This window comes from Peribacillus folii, assembly GCF_030271255.1.
Taxonomy (GTDB): Bacteria; Bacillota; Bacilli; order Bacillales; family DSM-1321; genus Peribacillus.
The window spans coordinates 115,426-132,979 of the sequence record NZ_JASJOM010000001.1; the positions used below are offsets into that span (position 1 = coordinate 115,426).

Below are 17,554 nucleotides of genomic sequence, written 5' to 3' on the forward strand. Positions count from 1 at the left end.
AATAAAATAATGCATGAAGCGTTACTCGATTCTTATAGATTTTGCATATGTACATGGAAAAATCAGTTTAATAATCGCCATAAAGGGCGGTCCAATGTTCTCCTAAATAAGCCTGCATAAGTTCTTCACTGGTTAATGTAGTATAAGTGAATATAAAAATAGGGGGAGCCTGTCCCCCTATCCAAGTAGATTATGGATTGATTTTTGTTTTGAATGTTTGTTTGCCATCCACGTATTCCAGGATGGTGGCCGATTTGATGGGATCATGGTTTTTATCGAGGTTCAGCGTACCTGAAACTAATTGAAGGTCCTTGACATCTTCCAATGCTTGCCTGATTTTTTCTGGTGAGGCATCGCCGGACCTTTTGATGGCATCGGCCAGGTAGTACCCCGTATCATAGCCAAGCGCGGCAAAGGCATCCGGTGTTTTATTGTACGCTTTCTTGAAGGCAGCAACGAAATCCTGGATTTTTGCATCTTCATCTTCTGGTGAATAATGGTTGGTGATATACGTATTTTTCAAAGCGTCGGCTCCGGCAATTTCAACGACCTTCGGGGAATCCCAGCCGTCTCCGCCCATGAAAGGAAGGTCAATGCCATTTTCCCGTGCCTGCTTCAGGATCAACCCGACCTCTTCATAGTAACCAGGAAGAAAGACGAACTCTGGCTTGGCCGACTTAATACGTGTCAATGTGGAGCGGAAATCGGTATCTTTCGTGACATAGGCCTCTTCGGCAACGATTTTGCCGCCTTTCGCCGTGAACGCCTTTTTAAAGGCAGCGGCCAATCCTTTGGAATAGTCACTAGCACTATCCACATAGATCGCAGCTGTCTTCGCCCCTACTTCGTCAGAAGCGAAATTGGCTGCAACCGTTCCTTGAAACGGATCGATGAAGCAGGTCCTGAACACGTAATCATTTACTTTTCCAGCTTTATTGGTGATGTCGGGGTTTGTTGCCGTCGGTGTGATTAAAGGAACCTTATTATCCTGTGCGACCTGAACCTGGGCCAATGTGTTCGTGCTCGTAGCCGATCCGACCACAGCGACTACCTTGTCCTGACTGACCAGCTTGATCGAACCGCTTGTCGCTTCTGCAGCATCGGATTTATTATCAACCTTGACGATTTCCAGTTTTTTACCGTCGATGCCCTCTTTATTGATTTCATCGATGGCCAGTTTCAAACCATCCGCAGCCGATTGGCCGAATGATGCCGTACCTCCTGACAACTCAAGGTTGGCACCGATTTTAATCGTGTCACCCGAATTGGATGAACCCCCGCTTGAACTGCCAGTCGTTTTCGAGTCGCCGCAACCTGCGAGCGCCCCAGCGACCAATGAAAGTGATAGAACCACTCCTGCTAGCTTGTTCTTCTTCATTTGAAACCCCCTTGTTTTGTGTGTTCTTCCAACCGTTTGAATATCTGAATAAAACTAATATTCTGAAAATAGTTTATCTCATTCTTTCGACCCCGTCTATAAGATCTGGATAAAAAAGTTATTTAAAGGGAATATCTACTATTTTGGCACAAAAAAAACTGACTCTGCTAAAGTCAGTCAGTTTGTAGACAAAATGGGTTCGGTATTAAAAAATTCCGAGCCCCTTTCACCAGGTCATGAATGAAAGTGAAGTCAATGGCAGCCTCTATTTTACGAACCAAATGGTTGATCTAACGTAATCATTTCAAGTTGATCTCGCTGAATAGAATCATGTTTAGAAAGCATCCTTATCAACTCAAGTTTTAATCCTTCTATTTTAAAACAAAAATGACTCTAGGCAAAAGTGTTCTAACTAAGGGGTAAAACAAAGTGGGTTGGAACGTAAGGTACGAGACTCCTGCGGGAAGTGCGAGTCACGGGAGACACCGGAGACTGAAAGCTGAGGTGGCTCCCGGACCGCCCGCGGAAAGCGAGTGCCTGGCGGCCACATCGTATAACCCATAAAAATAGACAAACTCGATTCTTATCGAGTTTGTCTACAGTCTGAAACTGACTCTGCTAGATTCAGTTTTTTTAGCGTATCAATCGTTTACTCGGCGGACGTCCACTTCTTTCAATATATCATTGATCACCCAGCTTGCTGCAATCAGGCCAGCTACGGATGGGACGAATGCATTCGAGGACGGCGGCATTTGAGCTTTACGGATTTTGGCCGCATCATTGCCGACTTCCTTGCGAACATCCTCACGAATGACGATCGGACTTTCGTCGGAGAAAACAACCGGGATTCCTTTTGTGATCCCCTCTTTACGCAGCCTGGTACGGATGACCTTAGCAAGCGGATCGGTATGGGTTTTGGAAATATCGGCAATTTGAAAACGGGTCGGGTCCATTTTATTAGCGGCCCCCATGCTCGAAATCACCTTGATATTCCGTTTCAAGCACTCCTTCATCACATGCATCTTATAAATGACCGTATCGGAGGCATCAATGACATAATCCAGTCCATAACTGAAAAACTCTTCAAATGTTTCTTCTGTATAAAACATTTTCAGGGAAATCACTTCACAGTCTGGATTGATGTCTTGAATGCGATTTTTCATCAATTCCGCCTTCGGCTGGCCGACTGTTGATAGCAGAGCATGAATCTGCCTGTTTACATTGGTGATGTCGACATCGTCCTTATCCACAAGGATGATCCGGCCGATGCCGGTACGGGCCAATGCTTCAGCTGAAAAAGAACCGACTCCTCCTACCCCAAGGACAGCCACGGTCGTGTTTTTCAGTATATCGATGCCTTCCTTGCCAATTGCTAATTCATTACGTGAAAACTGATGCAGCATATATATTCAACTCCAATAAATTCTGTTCTTATTAAGCTTCCCAATTAACAATATATCATAAACAGCAAGTATGACAAGCGAAATATGAGCAGTCTAATCGGAATTAGTTTCCTAGTTCATGTTTGACAATTTTTGAATGACGGTAGCCAGCAATAAAGTCCGTTCTGCCAGGCTCGGTATTTCCAAGTACTCTTCTTTACTATGTGCATTCCCGCCGATCGGTCCAAGCCCATCCACTGTCGGTATTCCCAGATCGGCCGTGAAGGAAGCATCCGAACCGCCGCCCGTGGCCGTATCGGTAATAACGAGGCCGATCTCCTTGCCCGCTTGCCGGATCGTCTCCAAAAGCATGTTCGTTTTCTCGGTCTTCTCCATCGGCGACCGATCCATTTTTCCGGTCAGTGTCGTCTTCGTTCCTGGAATGTATGTCTTCGCACAGATTTTTTTCATTTGTTTAAGGATGATCTCTTCCTGCCTTTTTTCCGTGATCCGTACATCGACAAAAGCGGCCGCATGCGAAGCGATGGTATTCACCGCAGATCCGCCTTCGATCATGCCGACATTCACGCCGATTCCCGAATATCGATCATTCAATTGATGCAGGGCAATGATCTTATGGGCCAATTCCTCAATCGCACTTCGCCCCTTTTCCGGCTCGATCCCCGAATGGGCCGCCACCCCGACTATATCCACCTTGAATTGACCGCAGCCCCGTCTCGCCGTGACCAGAGACCCATCCATCCTTGCCGGTTCAAGAACTAGCGCATACTTTTTTTTCGCCGCCTTTTCAGCTATGAGGGATCCAGACGACGGTGAACCGATCTCTTCATCACTATTCAAAATGATTTGAACATGCTTGTAGCCTGTCTGCCCCGTCTGTTTCAAGCAAAGGATCGCATAAAAAATCGCAGCCAGGCTCGCCTTCATGTCAGCTACACCTGGACCGTACGCCCGATTTCCCTTCACTTTGAAAGGACGTTTCAGCGCCGTCCCCTCAGGAAAAACCGTATCCATATGTGCAACAACCAAAATATGCGGCTTAACCGCATCACGATGCTGAATCACCAGCTGATTGCCATAATCCTTCTGTTTCACGACATCCACGATAAAATCCAAACTTTCAAATTTCGCCTTCATTATCAAACCAATTTCATCAATGCCCTTTTTCGTACGTGAGCCGCTATCAATATTCACAAGCCGCTCCACGAACTGCAGCATTTCCATCCGCTTCGCATTCAATAAGTCTTTCAAAGCCCTCACTACTTTCCTTCCATGGCTTATGATTCTTCACCCTTCCTATAATTTACGAATGTATAAGGTGGAATGTTCCTTAAATGGGGGGATATTTTAAAGTGCTTGGGCGCTTTACTCGCGAGTTTGCGGAGGTTACTCGCCAATTTTAGTGTTTTACTCGCGAATTTGCAGGATTTACTCGCCAATTGAGCTTTTATCATAGGTTTTGGGGCTTTTCTCTTGAGTTTAGGCGCTTTACTCGCGAGTTTGCGGAGGTTACTCGCCAATTTTAGTGTTTTACTCGCGAATTTGCAGGATTTACTCGCCAATTTGGGTGCTTTACTCGCGAATTTGCAGGATTTACTCGCCAATTTGGGCGCTTTACTCGCGAATTAATCTATCAAGACTATACACTCTATTTCTAAATCTTCCCCTATGGGGCAAATCCATCGCACAAAGCATTTTCTGCATAACATCGATCGAATCCAGCTGTAAAAATCGACGTGCCTGATTATTTGTAATTGTGGAATCAATAAGAAGGGCGTAATCACGTAGAGTTTGCATGTGGGCATCTTTGGAGATGCAAGAACAATGGCTGCATGACCATTTCCCCCAATGATATTGCATTTGGAGTGCAGAACAGTCAGGACATTGAACGCTTTTGAGTAAATCTTTTTCGTCAATTTGATATAATTTGAGGACATCAGGATAGAGCGGTGTATTTTTTTCTAAAATCATCTTGGATAGCTTTTTATGCTGCCTTTCCGTTAATTGTTCAAATGTGTACCTATCTTTCAAGGGTAGGATTTTGGAGATAAGTGTTTCTTTTCCTGTAATTTTCTGGAGAATGGGAGAAAAACCGGGGGTCGTCCGGATGATTGTATTCGGATTGGCATTGGCAACAAACGTTTCAATCGGAAGCGGAGGAAAATGATGAGCAGCAAGCCAATTGCTTAAGCGTGATCTTTGAATATCAACCTGAATGAGCGGATCGAGATAAGCTTGTTCATGACCATCTTTCGTCTGAATCAATTGATGGTACGTACGATCGAAATAGAGTGTTCCCGTAAAATTTTTCACTTCAATGATGAGGCAATATTTCTTGGATATTATAAGGTAATCGATTTGAAAAAAGCGGCTCCCTTCGTGACATAATCTCAAATCATGTAAAACGTGATAGTCTTTTGAAAGACCATTTAACTCATTGCCAATTATCCGTTCCCCGTTAAAGCCAGTACGAATTTTCCGGAAATCACTGCTTATCTTTTTCTGTTTGGGATGATTTGCTGGCAGCCTCCTCATCAAAGCCTCAAGCTTCACCATTTTTATCGGCTTTACACACTGTTTTCGCATTTATTCATCACTCCTTTCCCTTTATTTTCTTTATTAATGCATGCTATCCCTCCTTGGAAGCTGAAATTAAGCATTTTTCTCGTGAGTTCGACTCTTTCACAATAAGAATAGTTGCTATTCTATAATGTTTGAGCGTTTTCTCGTGTGTTCCCGCTCTTTACTCGCCAATCTGAGAGTTTTACTCGCGAATTCTGCCACTTTACTCGCCAATTTGAGGTCTTTACTCGCGAGTTCTGGCACTTTACTCGCCAATTCACTAGCTTTACTCGCGAATTGTGCTTTCTCTTATGTTTGATCGTTGTGCTCGTGAGTTCCAGCTCTTTACTGACCAATTGCATTTTCTTGATGAAGTTTGAGTGGTAAGCGTACTCCCTTTGTCAGAAATTCTTTTTGAGCGCACAAAAAAACCCATGTTAGGAACATGAGTTGCTTTGTGATGTATAAGAGTCCCAATTGTGCCGTTTACGCCTTTGTTTTGAACCCGCTCTCCGCAGGTGGGTGCTCGGTTCCTCGCGTTTGTAAGTCCTCCACGAGGGGAGGCATGTACGCGGCCAGGAAACTAGTGCTCCCGGTAACTATAAGTGTTCGGTCAAAACTTATAGGTTAAAGAACGAACACATCAGGACTCTTATTTGTTGAAAACATCATATCATAATGCTTTGCTTCGTTTCAAGAGAAAGCATCTAGGTATTTTTTCATATTTTTCCCACTTTATTTATTTCTTTAAAGCGGCTAGTCTTAGGCTGAGTTCTGCCAATTGCTTGTCGCTTACGGAGCTTGGGGCGTCAACGAGCAGGTCGCTTGCGCTTGCTGTTTTCGGGAACGCGATGGTGTCGCGCAGGTTTGTGCGGCCTGCAAGCAGCATGACCATGCGATCCAGTCCAAGGGCGATTCCGCCGTGTGGAGGCGTTCCGTATTCGAAGGCATCCATGAGGAAGCCGAATTGTGCGTTTGCTTCTTCTTCTGAGAATCCAAGTACTTTGAACATTTTTTCCTGGACGTCACGTTCAAATATACGAAGTGATCCACCGCCTAGTTCATAGCCGTTCAGGACGAGGTCATATGCTTGAGCACGGACGCTTGCCGGATCTGATTCCAGTTTGTCCATGTCTTCGCGGAATGGCATCGTGAATGGATGGTGGGCTGCATAATAGCGTCCTTCTTCTTCGTCATATTCGAACAATGGCCAATCGGTCACCCAGAGGAAGTTGAATTTGCTTTGTTCGATCAAACCTCTTTCTTTGCCAAGCTTGTTGCGGAGCGCACCAAGTGCATCGGCGACAATTCCTTTCTTGTCTGCGACGAATAAGATCAAGTCGCCTACTTCCGCTTCCAGTGCAGCTACTAATTGCTGTTGGTCTTCGGCGAAGAATTTGGCGATTGGTCCTTTTACGCCGTCCGCTTCCACCTTGAGCCATGCCAGACCCTTTGCACCGTAGATTGCGGCAAATTCAGCCAGGGCATCGATATCTTTACGGGAGTAATCCGCGTTCCCGTCCTTGACGACGATCGCTTTCACTTGTCCTCCGCTTGCAACGGCGCCAGTGAATACTTTAAAGTCGCTGTCTTTGACGATTTCGGATACGTCTTGAAGCTCCATTCCGAAACGTGTATCCGGTTTGTCGGAACCGAAACGTCCCATCGCTTCATTATATGTCATTCTAGGGAATGGCAGGGTTACATCCAGTCCTTTTACATCCTTCATCACTTTGGCCATCATGTTTTCAGCGGTGTTAATGATATCTTCCTGGCTCATGAAGCTTGTTTCGATATCGATTTGCGTGAATTCAGGCTGTCTGTCCGCACGTAAATCTTCATCACGGAAGCAGCGGGCAATTTGATAATAACGTTCGAATCCGGATACCATCAATAGCTGCTTGAAGATTTGCGGTGATTGTGGCAGTGCATAGAATTCGCCTTCGTGCACACGGCTAGGCACTAAATAATCGCGCGCTCCTTCAGGTGTGCTTTTCGTTAAGATCGGTGTTTCGATGTCAAGGAAGCCTTCGCCGTCCAAATAATCGCGGATTGCCTTCGTTGTTTGGTTCCGCATTTTCAACGTTTCGAACATGGCCGGACGGCGCAAGTCCAAATAACGGTATTTCAAGCGGATATCTTCTGATACATCCGTTCTCTCATCAATGATGAAAGGAGGGGTTTTAGCTTCATTCAAGATCGTCACGCTTTCCGCTTGGACTTCGATGGTCCCAGTGGATACGTTCGGGTTGATGTTGGCTTCATCACGCTTGATGACTGTGCCTTGGATATCAAGGACATATTCATTACGGATTTTCTCGGCAGTGGCCAAGGCTTCCGCCGAGATGTCGGGATTGAAAACGACTTGCACGACTCCGCTTCTGTCACGAAGGTCGATGAAGATGACTCCGCCCAAGTCGCGACGCTTTTGTACCCAACCCTTTAATGTTACTTTTTCACCTATTGCTGCTTCTGTTACTTCTCCATTGAAGTATGTTCTGCCAAACATGGTAGTTCCCCCTTAAGCCTGTAGCTTTTTGAATTGTTCAACGAATGTGGCAAGATCCATCTGGACTTGTTCTCCGGTTTCCATGAACTTTACATTGATTTTATTATTGGCCAATTCATCATCACCCAGTGTTGCCACATATCTAGCTTCCAGGCGGTCGGCCGATTTGAATTGAGCTTTCACTTTACGGTCTTGATAGTCTTTTTCGACAGTGAAACCGGCACTGCGCAATTGATGGGCAAGCTTGACGGTATAATCTTTGGCCGTTTCACCCAATGAAACAAGATAGCAGTCAATTCCCTTTTTGATCGGCAGCTCGACGTTTTCCGCTTGCAAGGCAGCAATCAGCCGTTCGATGCTTAGTGCAAAGCCAATCCCCGGGGTTTCCGGTCCGCCAAGTTCTTCTGACAGCCCATTGTACCTTCCGCCTCCGCATAGCGTTGTAATGGCGCCAAAGCCCTCTGCATCGCTCATGATTTCAAAGGCGGTATGATTATAATAATCCAAGCCACGTACTAGTGTCGGATCTTCGACGAAGTCGATGTCCAAATCCGTCAAGTGCTGTTTCACCTTTTCAAAATAAATACGGGATTCATCATTTAAATATTCAATGATGGATGGCGCCGTTTTCATCAATTCGTGGTCATGGTCTTTTTTACAATCCAGGATTCTCAGTGGATTTTTTTCAAGTCGGTTTTGACAGTCTCCGCAAAACTCGCCAATGCGAGGTTGGAAATGTTCAATCAGCGCGTTTCGGTGCGCAATCCGGCTTTCTTTATCTCCAAGGCTGTTGATGACAAGTTTCAGCTTTTTCAAACCAAGCTCCTTGTAGAGGCTCATGGCAAGTGAAAGCACCTCAGCGTCGATGCCTGGATCTTTACTTCCTAACGCTTCGATCCCGAATTGGACGAACTGGCGGAATCGGCCTGCCTGCGGACGTTCGTAACGGAACATCGGGCCGATGTAATATAGCTTGACCGGCTGATTCGCCCATCCAAACATCTTGTTCTCGATGTAGGAACGGACCACGGATGCAGTGCCTTCTGGACGAAGGGTCAGATTCCTTTCGCCGCGATCTTGGAATGAATACATCTCTTTTTGGACGATATCGGTCGTATCGCCTACACCGCGTAAAAATAATTCCGTGTGCTCGAAAATCGGTGTGCGGATTTCTTTATATTGATAACGGTGACAAATCTCACGCGCTGTCTTTTCGATATACTGCCAAATTTCCGTTTGGCCCGGCAATAAATCCTGCGTACCTCTAGGAATCTGAATGGACATATATGTTTCCTCCTTTAAAGCAGAGCGCCTTCCCTATATGGCGCTATACTGATTTTTTGCCAAACAAAAACTCCCGCCCCTTGTAACTGATCCGTTACAAGGGACGAGAGTTGAATATCCCGTGGTGCCACCCTAGTTGAAGCACAAAAAATACTGTGCCCCCGCTTAAAAACAGTTAACGCCTGTTACACGTCCATCTCCTAGTAGGAAAATCCGTTCGGAGTGAAGCCTACGGAGGGTTCTTTCATTAAGTCATCATGCGGAATGCTTTCAGCCAAGACATTTCCTCTCTTTTCATGTGTTTCTTAATTACTCTTCTCCATCATTGGTTGTTGCAGTTATAAGTCTGATATTTTATAATCATACGGACGTTACCTGCAAATGTCAAGGTAGGCTTTACGATTTTCACCGCATTTTATTGGTTCAAACGTTTTTTCAGGTTTTTGACCGTCCGGACATTCACTCCAAACTCGGATGCCAATTCAACCAGGTTCGCACTTTGTTCCTTTTGGATAAAATCGTGGAAATCGACACCTAGCACTTGATTGCCTCCGCTCAAGCTCGTTTGATCTTTTTCGCTGAATTTCATTGGAATTCCTCCTATTATCTCTATAGGATTTATTCTTTCCTAAAAAATATGTTTTTTGCACTGGGAAAGAGGGAAATTTTTATTGAACGAGAATACATACATAAGGACATGAAAAGGGAGAGACAACTTATGAAGAAGAAACCGGGTTTATTCGGCCTGATCCTTTTGCTGATCATGGCTGCGATAGTACCCGCCAATCACGCATTCGGGAATGATGAAGGGGAAGTAACCGTGACGAGCAAAGTGGTCAATGTCCGGGAAGGGGCTGGCCTCAGCTTCCCCATCGTCAAAAAAATCGCCCAAGGGGAATCGTACCCCATCATCAAAGAGGATGGCGACTGGTTCGAAATCCAAATCGGCTCAAATGAAACAGGCTGGGTTGCCAACTGGTTAGTGGAAAGGAAGTCGGGAACAAGCGTCGCGAAAAAAGGCTCCGGACAAGGAACGATAACCGGCAGCTCCGTCCGCGTCCGTACAGGTCCTGGCACTACGTTTCAAACGGTTGGTTCCTTAACGAGAGGAACCGCGGTTGCCATCATTGAAAAGAACCAAAATTGGATAAAAATCAAATCTGCGGACCTAGAAGGCTGGGTCTCTTCTGACTACCTCAAGACCGATGCAGGATCCGGGGGTACCGTAAAAAAAGAAAAAGCTAAAAAAGAAGCCGTTCAATCCGGTGTCACCTTGGTCGACCGGCTTAATGTCCGCTCCGAACCTTCAAAGAACGGCTCAACGCTTGGTAAGCTGGATAAAAACACTTCCGTTACCGTTCATCGCATTAAAAATGATTGGGCAGAAATCGATTTTCAAGGAGTGCAGGGCTGGGTAGCGGTGACGTACCTGCAGTTGAAGGCGAATAATGCTAAAACGGAAGTCAATCCCGCTGCAGACACTGCGAGGGTGACTGCTTCCAATTTGCATGTAAGGAAAGATGCCTCTTTGAACGCCAAGGTCATCGGCTCGGTGAACAAGGACGAAACCTACACCGTTTTGCAAACAAAAGGAAGGATGACACAAATCCAGCTTTCCAATTCCGAAAAGGGCTGGGTCGTCAGCTGGTACTTAGAAAAAGAACGTGTGGAAGAACCGAAGAAAAAGAAGCTGGACATAAAAGGAAACAAGATTGCCATCATCCACGATGGAACGATATTGAGGAGTTCTGCCGATGGGAACTCGGGGATCGTCAGGCAGGCCCGAGAAGGGGAAACCTTCCCTGTCATCGGCATGGAGGGCGACTGGTACTCCATTAAGTTAAAAGACGGAAAAACAGCGTATGTTGCCGGCTGGATCGTGACGCTTGAGGGTAATTCAGAGCAGATCCAACGGCCTGGCGTCGAAAAATATTTAAAGGATAAAACGATCGTCATCGATCCAGGTCATGGCGGCAGGGATAGCGGTACGATCGGGGTGGGGGGCACACTGGAGAAAAACCTGACGATACGAACGGCCGAGCTGCTTCGGGACAAACTCCAGGCAGCAGGCGCGAAAGTGATCTTGACAAGAACCGGCAATACCTATGTGCCACTGTCTTCCAGGGTCGGCACTTCTCATATCCATGAAGCGGATGCTTTCATCAGCCTCCATTACGATAGCACCATGGACCAGATCACCAGCGGCATCACAACCTACTATTATCATGACTATCAGCAAGGCTTGGCTTCTGCACTTGCCCATTCCTTCAGTTCATCCATGCAGGTGAACAATCGCGGCTCCCGGTATGGAAACTATCATGTCATCCGTGAAAACAAGCGAGTGGCAACGCTTATCGAATTAGGCTATTTGAGCAATCCAGTCGAAGAATTGACCATTACCTCGAAAGAGTACCAAGAAGGAATCACATCCGCCATCTATAATGGATTGGCGCGATACTTCAAATGAGGTGCACCCTGCATGACACAAAAATAACCTGCCGCGGCAGGTTATTTTTTACTTTCTACTATTAAAGTAACGGGACCATCATTCGTAAGCTGAACATCCATCATCGCACCGAATCGGCCGGTTTCCGTATGGATGCCTCTTTTACGGAGCTCCTCGTTAAATGCTTCATATAATTCATTCGCCGCTTCAGGACGGGCGGCGTCCATGAAGTTCGGGCGGCGGCCCTTTCGGCAGTCGCCGTACAAGGTGAATTGTGAAACGGATAATATCGAACCGCCAACATCCAATAAGGAATGGTTCATCTTTTCATTTTCATCTTCAAATATGCGAAGATGGACGATCTTATCAGCCAAATAAACGGCATCCTCGATGGTATCATCATGGGTGATGCCAACCAGCAGGACGAGCCCGCTGTCAATTTGGCCGACCGTTTGGCCTGCCACAACGACTTTTGCCGCTTTGGCACGTTGCAAAACTACACGCATGGCATAAAAAACTCCTTAGTTCATGATCCTTCTAACGGAATAGACATCCGAAATTTGTTTAATACGGTCGACAACCTTCTGCAGGTGGGCAATGTTATGGATATAAATCGACATATGGATGGTTGCCACTTTATTTCTGTCGGATTTACCTGATACCGCAGAGATGTTCGTCTTCGTTTCATTGACGGCCTGCAGCACTTCGTTCAATAAACCGCGGCGGTCATATCCGCTGATTTCTATTTCGACGATGTATTCCTTCCGCTCGTTAATCGTGCTTTCCCATTCAACTGGGACGAGGCGATGATCGGAATCGCCGCTTTCCAGGTTCGGACAGTCCTGCCTATGGACCGAGACACCCCGTCCTTTGGTGATATAACCGACGATTTCATCACCTGGGACTGGATTGCAGCAGCGGGATAAGCGGATGAGCAGGTTATCGATACCTGGTACCTGCACACCTGAATCGCGTTTTTTAGAGGAGGTGGAGAATGTTTTCAGGTCGGCCACTGCCTCTGAAATATCGGCCTCCTGCTCGACCATTTTCTGCTTCCGCCACTTTTCGGTAAGGCGGTTAGCCACCTGCAGGGCAGTGATTCCATTGTAGCCCACTGCCGCATACATATCTTCCTCATTGAGGAAGTTGAATTTATCGGCAACACGCTTAATGTTCTCGGCCGTCAGGATTTCTTTTAGATCGAACTCCATATCCTTGATCTCTTTTTCAACAAGCTCTTTGCCTTTTTCGAAATTCTCTTCGCGGCGCTGCTTTTTGAAAAATTGGCGGATCTTATTCTTCGCTTGAGATGTTTGGGTAAGCTTAAGCCAGTCCTGACTTGGACCATATGAATGCTTCGATGTTAAGATTTCAATGATATCGCCGGTCTTCAGTTTATAATCGAGCGGCACCATTTTCCCGTTCACCTTGGCACCGATCGTTTTGTTCCCGATTTCGGAGTGGATCCGATAAGCGAAGTCGATTGGGTTCGATCCGGACGGCAATTCGATGACATCGCCCTTTGGTGTAAAGATGAATACCATATCGGAGAAAAGGTCGATTTTCAGGGATTCCATGAATTCCTCGGCATTCGTGGCGTCGTCCTGGAACTCGAGTATTTCCCTGAACCATGTCAGCTTTTCTTCTAATGAAGGCTGTTCACCAACATCTTTGCCTTCTTTGTATGCCCAATGCGCGGCAACCCCGAACTCGGCAATGCGATGCATGTCCGATGTGCGGATTTGGACTTCCAGGGGATCTCCTTTTGGTCCGATCACGGTCGTGTGAAGCGATTGGTACATATTCGGCTTAGGCATGGCAATATAGTCCTTGAACCGGCCAGGCATCGGCTTCCAGCACGTATGGATGATCCCTAGAACCGCATAGCAATCCTTAATGCTGTGTACGACGATCCGAACAGCCAGCAAATCATAAATTTCGCTGAACTGCTTGTTCTGGAGTGCCATTTTGCGATAAATGCTGTAGATGTGTTTCGGCCTGCCTGAAAGGTCGGCCTTGATGTTGACTTCCTCCACGTTTTTACGCACTTCATCAATGACTTCTTCCAGGTACTTTTCTCGTTCTGCCCGCTTTTTCTTCATCAGGTTAACGATCCGGTAATATTGCTGAGGATTTAAATACCGCAAGGCCGTATCTTCGAGTTCCCATTTAATCGTACTGATACCAAGACGATGCGCAAGCGGTGCGAAGATTTCCAACGTCTCGTTCGAGATCCGCCTTTGCTTTTCCTGTGGCAAATGCTTCAAGGTCCGCATATTGTGCAGCCTGTCCGCAAGCTTGATCAAGATGACCCGGATATCCTGGGCCATCGCCACGAACATTTTCCGATGGTTTTCCGCCTGCTGCTCTTGCTGTGATTTATACTTGATTTTCCCTAACTTGGTCACGCCATCCACGAGCATGGCAACTTCAGGACTGAAATTTTCCTCGATATCCTTAAGGGTGACCTCCGTGTCTTCGACTACATCATGTAAAAAACCTGCTGCAATAGTTGCCGGATCCATTTCAAGATCGGCGAGAATGCCCGCTACTTGAATCGGATGAATGATATACGGCTCTCCCGATTTACGGAATTGTTCCCGGTGAGCAAACTCTGCATACTTAAACGCTCTATGAATAAATTCAGCTTCTTCCGGCTGAAGATATAAGCTGGCCCGTTCCACAACCTGCTCGGCAGTCAATATTTGATCATTTGCCATTTAATCACCTTAACCCCACTTTAACTGCCACCGGATATGATCCGGATTGAGTATGATTGGTAGCACTTCCCTTTATTCTGCAAAACATGACAATTTTTGCGAAAAAAATAAATCCGCCATAAACGGATACAAGTGCAAATAACTTATTAGCAGAAAAATTCTTTAATATTACTATTATCGAAAAAAAAAGCAAGGATGTAAAGAGTTAAACGTGCATTTTATTAAGAATCCTGCTTTTTTTCACTGGAAATTCGACAAAATCCAGTTAAATCAAGCGAAAATAGAATAGGGCACCCTGGTCAGGGTGCCCTACTTTATTAAAAGCTCATCAATGTCAAAACATCATAGCCATTTAATTTATCTTTTCCGTCCAGATCAGTCAATTCGATAAGGAATGCAATCCCGGCTACAATTCCGCCAAGCTCCTCGACCAATTTGATCGTCGCCTCGATTGTACCGCCTGTGGCAAGTAAATCGTCGGTGATCAAAACACGTTGTCCAGGCTTGATGGCATCTTTATGGATTGTCAATACATCTTTCCCATACTCCAGGCCGTATTCCACTTTTATCGTTTCGCGTGGAAGCTTTCCTTCTTTTCTCACTGGTGCAAATCCCACTTCCAATGAGTAAGCGACTGGGCAGCCGATGATGAATCCGCGTGCTTCCGGTCCCACAACTAAATCAATTTGCTTGTCGCGTGCATACTCGACAATCTGATCTGTTGCGTATTTATAAGCAGCACCGTTATCCATTAATGTCGTAATATCTTTGAAGACAATACCCGGTTTTGGCCAGTCTTGCACAATTGTTACATATTGCTTTAAATCCATTGCTTTGTTTCCTCCTCAAGGTCTGTTGCCTCATGAACTAAATAAAGATTGAACCAATCGAATAATTGCTGATAGGAAGAATAAACAAGCTCTTGTTCAAGCTCAAATTGCTCTTTCTTTCTTAGGAACGATTCAGATTCACTGAGATCGCGTTTTTTCGCATTGGTTGTGAGCATAATTAACCCATTCTCTATTGTAACAAAATCCAGCTCAAAAAACACCTTTGAAATGAAATCGACCGTATCTCTGGACCAGCCGCGGTATTTGGCCAAATCATCACCATACCGTTTCACGTCGAGCGGCCCCTTTTTCGCGAGGAAGGCATAAAACCATTTAAAATGATCCCTTGTCGGCATCGTACTTAAGAAATGGTCCTGATCATGGGAGAAGTGGGCATAAATACGGGATGGCTTCTTATCGGAGATGGTCCGCTTCAGAACATCCCTCAAAGGCGGCATGTCCATGAAAACCACATGGGCCTCGAAGCAATCGAGTTCATCGGCATCCTCGCCGTTCTTGATATGAACAAGATCGGGATGATTTTGCAAAAATGGGTACCTGGCATAAATATCCTGTGAGAAAATGACGATTTTCCGGTTATGGGCCGGAATGTCCCCGAGCCATTTTTCCGCCTGACCCTTCCCGCGATAATCGAATAACTGCCAATGATCCACCGCCACATCCTGGACAAAAATCTGAGGCTTCTTCATATTATTCCACTCATTGATGGATAGCTCCCCAATCACCGATACCTCAGCGTGCGGGGCTATTTCATCGACAAAATGGCCGAGGCCGAAGCCTACTCCATCCAGTTTATGGTTGTCTCCATCTTCAAGCTGGACCTTCAAATGATTTTGGTTCGCACCAATTTTGCGGACACTTGAAAGCTGTACGGAATCTATCAAAATCCTCGGCTTCGGATTCGTCACCCCAAATGGCGCTAGCAGGCTCATCTCCTGGATCGTTTGAATCGAAACCTCAGCAAGGGTCGTCGCTCCATCCAAGTTCGTGATCGGGGTGAAGTCCTCCTCTGTCAGCTGTTCCTTCGCAATCTCATTCATGCGGTCCCGAAGCTCCTGAACATCGTCCATTTTCAACGTCATTCCAGCTGCCATCGGATGTCCGCCGAAATGCGGCAGCAATTCCCGGCAGGACGAAAGGCTTTCGAAAAGATCGAACCCGGCGATGCTTCGTGCTGAACCTTTCGCCAATCCCTTCTCCCGGTCATAGCTCAACACAATCGTAGGACGGTAAAAGCGTTCAACAAGCTTGGAGGCGACGATCCCCACCACTCCTGCATTCCAGCCTTCCCTTCCGATGATGAGCACACCATTGTCTTCCGGCGGGAAGTTTTCCTCCACTTCCCTTATCGCTTCTTCCGCCATCGCTGCGACCATGGCTTGCCGTTCTTTATTGATATCATTAATTTCATTGGCAAGCTCCAGCGCCATATCCAGGTTTGCCGACATCAATAAATCAACGGCCGGGTCGGCATCGCCCAGCCGTCCGACTGCATTGATCCGGGGAGCCATGGCAAAGCCGATCGATTCCTCATTCAAGGCTTCTTGCTGGACATTCGCCACTTTCATTAAGGCAACGAGCCCTGGGCGGCCCGTCAAGCGCAGCTGCTCGATTCCTTTGGCTGCGATGAGGCGGTTCTCCCCTTTCAAAGGCACTAAATCGGCAATGGTCCCGATTGCCGCTATTTCAAGTAAATCCTCAGGCAGTTCCCCAAGCAAGGCGTGCGCCAGCTTAAAGGCGACTCCCACGCCGGCCAGGTCTTTAAAGGGATATGAACTATCCTCCAGCTTCGGATGGATGATGGCCAATGCCTTTGGCAGGACAGGTCCCGGTTCATGGTGATCGGTCAAAATATAGTCCATGCCAAGCTCCTCGGCAAGCTGCGCTTCTTCTACTGCCGAAATTCCGGTATCGACGGTAATCAATACCTTCACTCCTTGCTCAGCCGCCAGACGAAATGCCATCGGATTCGGGCCATAGCCTTCCGTGAACCGGTTCGGAATGTAAAAATCGACATCGGCTCCCATTTTCATCAGCGTCGTCAGCATCACGGTGGTCGATGTCACGCCATCGGCATCATAATCACCGAATATCCTGATTTTTTCTCCATTTTGAATCGCTTCTGTTATTCTATATACTGCTTTATCCATATCCTTCAATAAAAATGGATCATGGAAGGTTTGATTTTTAACAAATAAAAAAGATCGGGCTCTATCGATCGTGTCCAGGCCTCGATTCACAAGCAGGGCTGCAACCAAAGGTGTGATATGAAGCTCTTCCGCTAGTACAGCAACTTTGTTTTCATCGGCAGTTCGCAAGTTCCACCGCGTTTTTGGCTTTAACATGAATTCACCCCTCAATTTACTTATTATACAAAACGAGTATGCCGGTTTCAATTTTA

Annotated in this window: 14 protein-coding genes, 1 other RNA gene and 1 other annotated feature; of the genes, 1 reads left to right on the plus strand and 14 read right to left on the minus strand. The window is 46.3% G+C overall.

The genetic code is table 11. The features are described from left to right. Positions 1-190: 190 nt before the first annotated feature. The 10 genes from QNI08_RS00570 to QNI08_RS00615 form a co-directional block, all read right to left on the minus strand. Entirely contained in the window at positions 191-1,378 is a 1,188-nt protein-coding gene (locus tag QNI08_RS00570) for an ABC transporter substrate-binding protein (RefSeq protein ID WP_285765496.1), read from the minus strand. Between the two features lie 641 nt (positions 1,379-2,019). Next, entirely contained in the window at positions 2,020-2,781 is a 762-nt protein-coding gene (locus QNI08_RS00575; RefSeq protein WP_285765497.1) for a tRNA threonylcarbamoyladenosine dehydratase, read from the minus strand. A gap of 111 nt (positions 2,782-2,892) precedes the next feature. Then, the gene (locus QNI08_RS00580; protein ID WP_352231183.1) at positions 2,893-4,041 is read right to left on the minus strand and encodes a M20 family metallopeptidase; all 1,149 of its coding nucleotides are present in this window, start codon (positions 4,039-4,041) and stop codon (positions 2,893-2,895) included. Positions 4,042-4,058: 17 nt separating this feature from the next. Beyond that, positions 4,059-4,385: a hypothetical protein gene (locus QNI08_RS00585; RefSeq protein ID WP_285765498.1), complete on the minus strand. Its 327-nt coding sequence runs from the start codon at positions 4,383-4,385 to the stop codon at positions 4,059-4,061. 10 nt (positions 4,386-4,395) lie between these two features. Continuing rightward, complete coding sequence (locus tag QNI08_RS00590) at positions 4,396-5,367, minus strand: nuclease-related domain-containing protein (protein ID WP_285765499.1); 972 nt, start codon at positions 5,365-5,367, stop codon at positions 4,396-4,398. 114 nt (positions 5,368-5,481) lie between these two features. Continuing rightward, positions 5,482-5,619 carry a hypothetical protein gene (locus QNI08_RS00595; protein WP_285765500.1) on the minus strand — a complete coding sequence of 46 codons (138 nt, stop codon included), beginning with the start codon at positions 5,617-5,619 and terminating at the stop codon, positions 5,482-5,484. Positions 5,620-5,809: 190 nt separating this feature from the next. Further along, positions 5,810-5,996: non-coding RNA, 6S RNA (gene ssrS / locus QNI08_RS00600), on the minus strand. Between the two features lie 86 nt (positions 5,997-6,082). Next, positions 6,083-7,852, minus strand: coding sequence for an aspartate--tRNA ligase (aspS, locus tag QNI08_RS00605; protein ID WP_285765501.1), 1,770 nt, complete (start codon positions 7,850-7,852; stop codon positions 6,083-6,085). Positions 7,853-7,864: 12 nt separating this feature from the next. Continuing rightward, positions 7,865-9,136, minus strand: a complete 1,272-nt coding sequence (hisS, locus tag QNI08_RS00610) for a histidine--tRNA ligase (RefSeq protein ID WP_285765502.1) — start codon at positions 9,134-9,136, stop codon at positions 7,865-7,867. Between the two features lie 96 nt (positions 9,137-9,232). Next, positions 9,233-9,471, minus strand: a binding site (T-box leader). 80 nt (positions 9,472-9,551) lie between these two features. After that, positions 9,552-9,725: a hypothetical protein gene (locus QNI08_RS00615; RefSeq protein ID WP_053535815.1), complete on the minus strand. Its 174-nt coding sequence runs from the start codon at positions 9,723-9,725 to the stop codon at positions 9,552-9,554. Between the two features lie 129 nt (positions 9,726-9,854). On the opposite strand from QNI08_RS00615, the gene QNI08_RS00620 reads away from it, so the two are divergent. After that, entirely contained in the window at positions 9,855-11,603 is a 1,749-nt protein-coding gene (locus QNI08_RS00620) for an N-acetylmuramoyl-L-alanine amidase family protein (RefSeq protein ID WP_285765503.1), read from the plus strand. Between the two features lie 41 nt (positions 11,604-11,644). On the opposite strand, the gene dtd is transcribed toward QNI08_RS00620, so the two are convergent. The 4 genes from dtd to recJ form a co-directional block, all read right to left on the minus strand. After that, positions 11,645-12,088, minus strand: coding sequence for a D-aminoacyl-tRNA deacylase (dtd, locus tag QNI08_RS00625; RefSeq protein ID WP_285765504.1), 444 nt, complete (start codon positions 12,086-12,088; stop codon positions 11,645-11,647). 15 nt (positions 12,089-12,103) lie between these two features. Next, positions 12,104-14,302: a RelA/SpoT family protein gene (locus QNI08_RS00630; protein ID WP_285765505.1), complete on the minus strand. Its 2,199-nt coding sequence runs from the start codon at positions 14,300-14,302 to the stop codon at positions 12,104-12,106. Positions 14,303-14,619: 317 nt separating this feature from the next. Beyond that, positions 14,620-15,132: an adenine phosphoribosyltransferase gene (locus QNI08_RS00635; RefSeq protein WP_285765506.1), complete on the minus strand. Its 513-nt coding sequence runs from the start codon at positions 15,130-15,132 to the stop codon at positions 14,620-14,622. After that, complete coding sequence (gene recJ / locus QNI08_RS00640; RefSeq protein WP_285765507.1) at positions 15,123-17,498, minus strand: single-stranded-DNA-specific exonuclease RecJ; 2,376 nt, start codon at positions 17,496-17,498, stop codon at positions 15,123-15,125. The genes QNI08_RS00635 and recJ overlap by 10 nt, the downstream gene beginning before the upstream one ends. Positions 17,499-17,554: the final 56 nt, after the last annotated feature.

Bases quoted from the DNA above. Each gene is read 5' to 3' on its own strand.
- QNI08_RS00590 (WP_285765499.1), bottom strand. From the start codon at position 5,367: ATGCGAAAACAGTGTGTAAAGCCGATAAAAATGGTGAAGCTTGAGGCT.
- QNI08_RS00570 (WP_285765496.1), bottom strand. From the start codon at position 1,378: ATGAAGAAGAACAAGCTAGCAGGAGTGGTTCTATCACTTTCATTGGTC.
- aspS (WP_285765501.1), bottom strand. From the start codon at position 7,852: ATGTTTGGCAGAACATACTTCAATGGAGAAGTAACAGAAGCAGCAATA.
- dtd (WP_285765504.1), bottom strand. From the start codon at position 12,088: ATGCGTGTAGTTTTGCAACGTGCCAAAGCGGCAAAAGTCGTTGTGGCA.
- recJ (WP_285765507.1), bottom strand. From the start codon at position 17,498: ATGTTAAAGCCAAAAACGCGGTGGAACTTGCGAACTGCCGATGAAAAC.
- QNI08_RS00630 (WP_285765505.1), bottom strand. From the start codon at position 14,302: ATGGCAAATGATCAAATATTGACTGCCGAGCAGGTTGTGGAACGGGCC.
- QNI08_RS00635 (WP_285765506.1), bottom strand. From the start codon at position 15,132: ATGGATTTAAAGCAATATGTAACAATTGTGCAAGACTGGCCAAAACCG.
- QNI08_RS00575 (WP_285765497.1), bottom strand. From the start codon at position 2,781: ATGCTGCATCAGTTTTCACGTAATGAATTAGCAATTGGCAAGGAAGGC.
- hisS (WP_285765502.1), bottom strand. From the start codon at position 9,136: ATGTCCATTCAGATTCCTAGAGGTACGCAGGATTTATTGCCGGGCCAA.
- QNI08_RS00620 (WP_285765503.1), top strand. From the start codon at position 9,855: ATGAAGAAGAAACCGGGTTTATTCGGCCTGATCCTTTTGCTGATCATG.
- QNI08_RS00615 (WP_053535815.1), bottom strand. From the start codon at position 9,725: ATGAAATTCAGCGAAAAAGATCAAACGAGCTTGAGCGGAGGCAATCAA.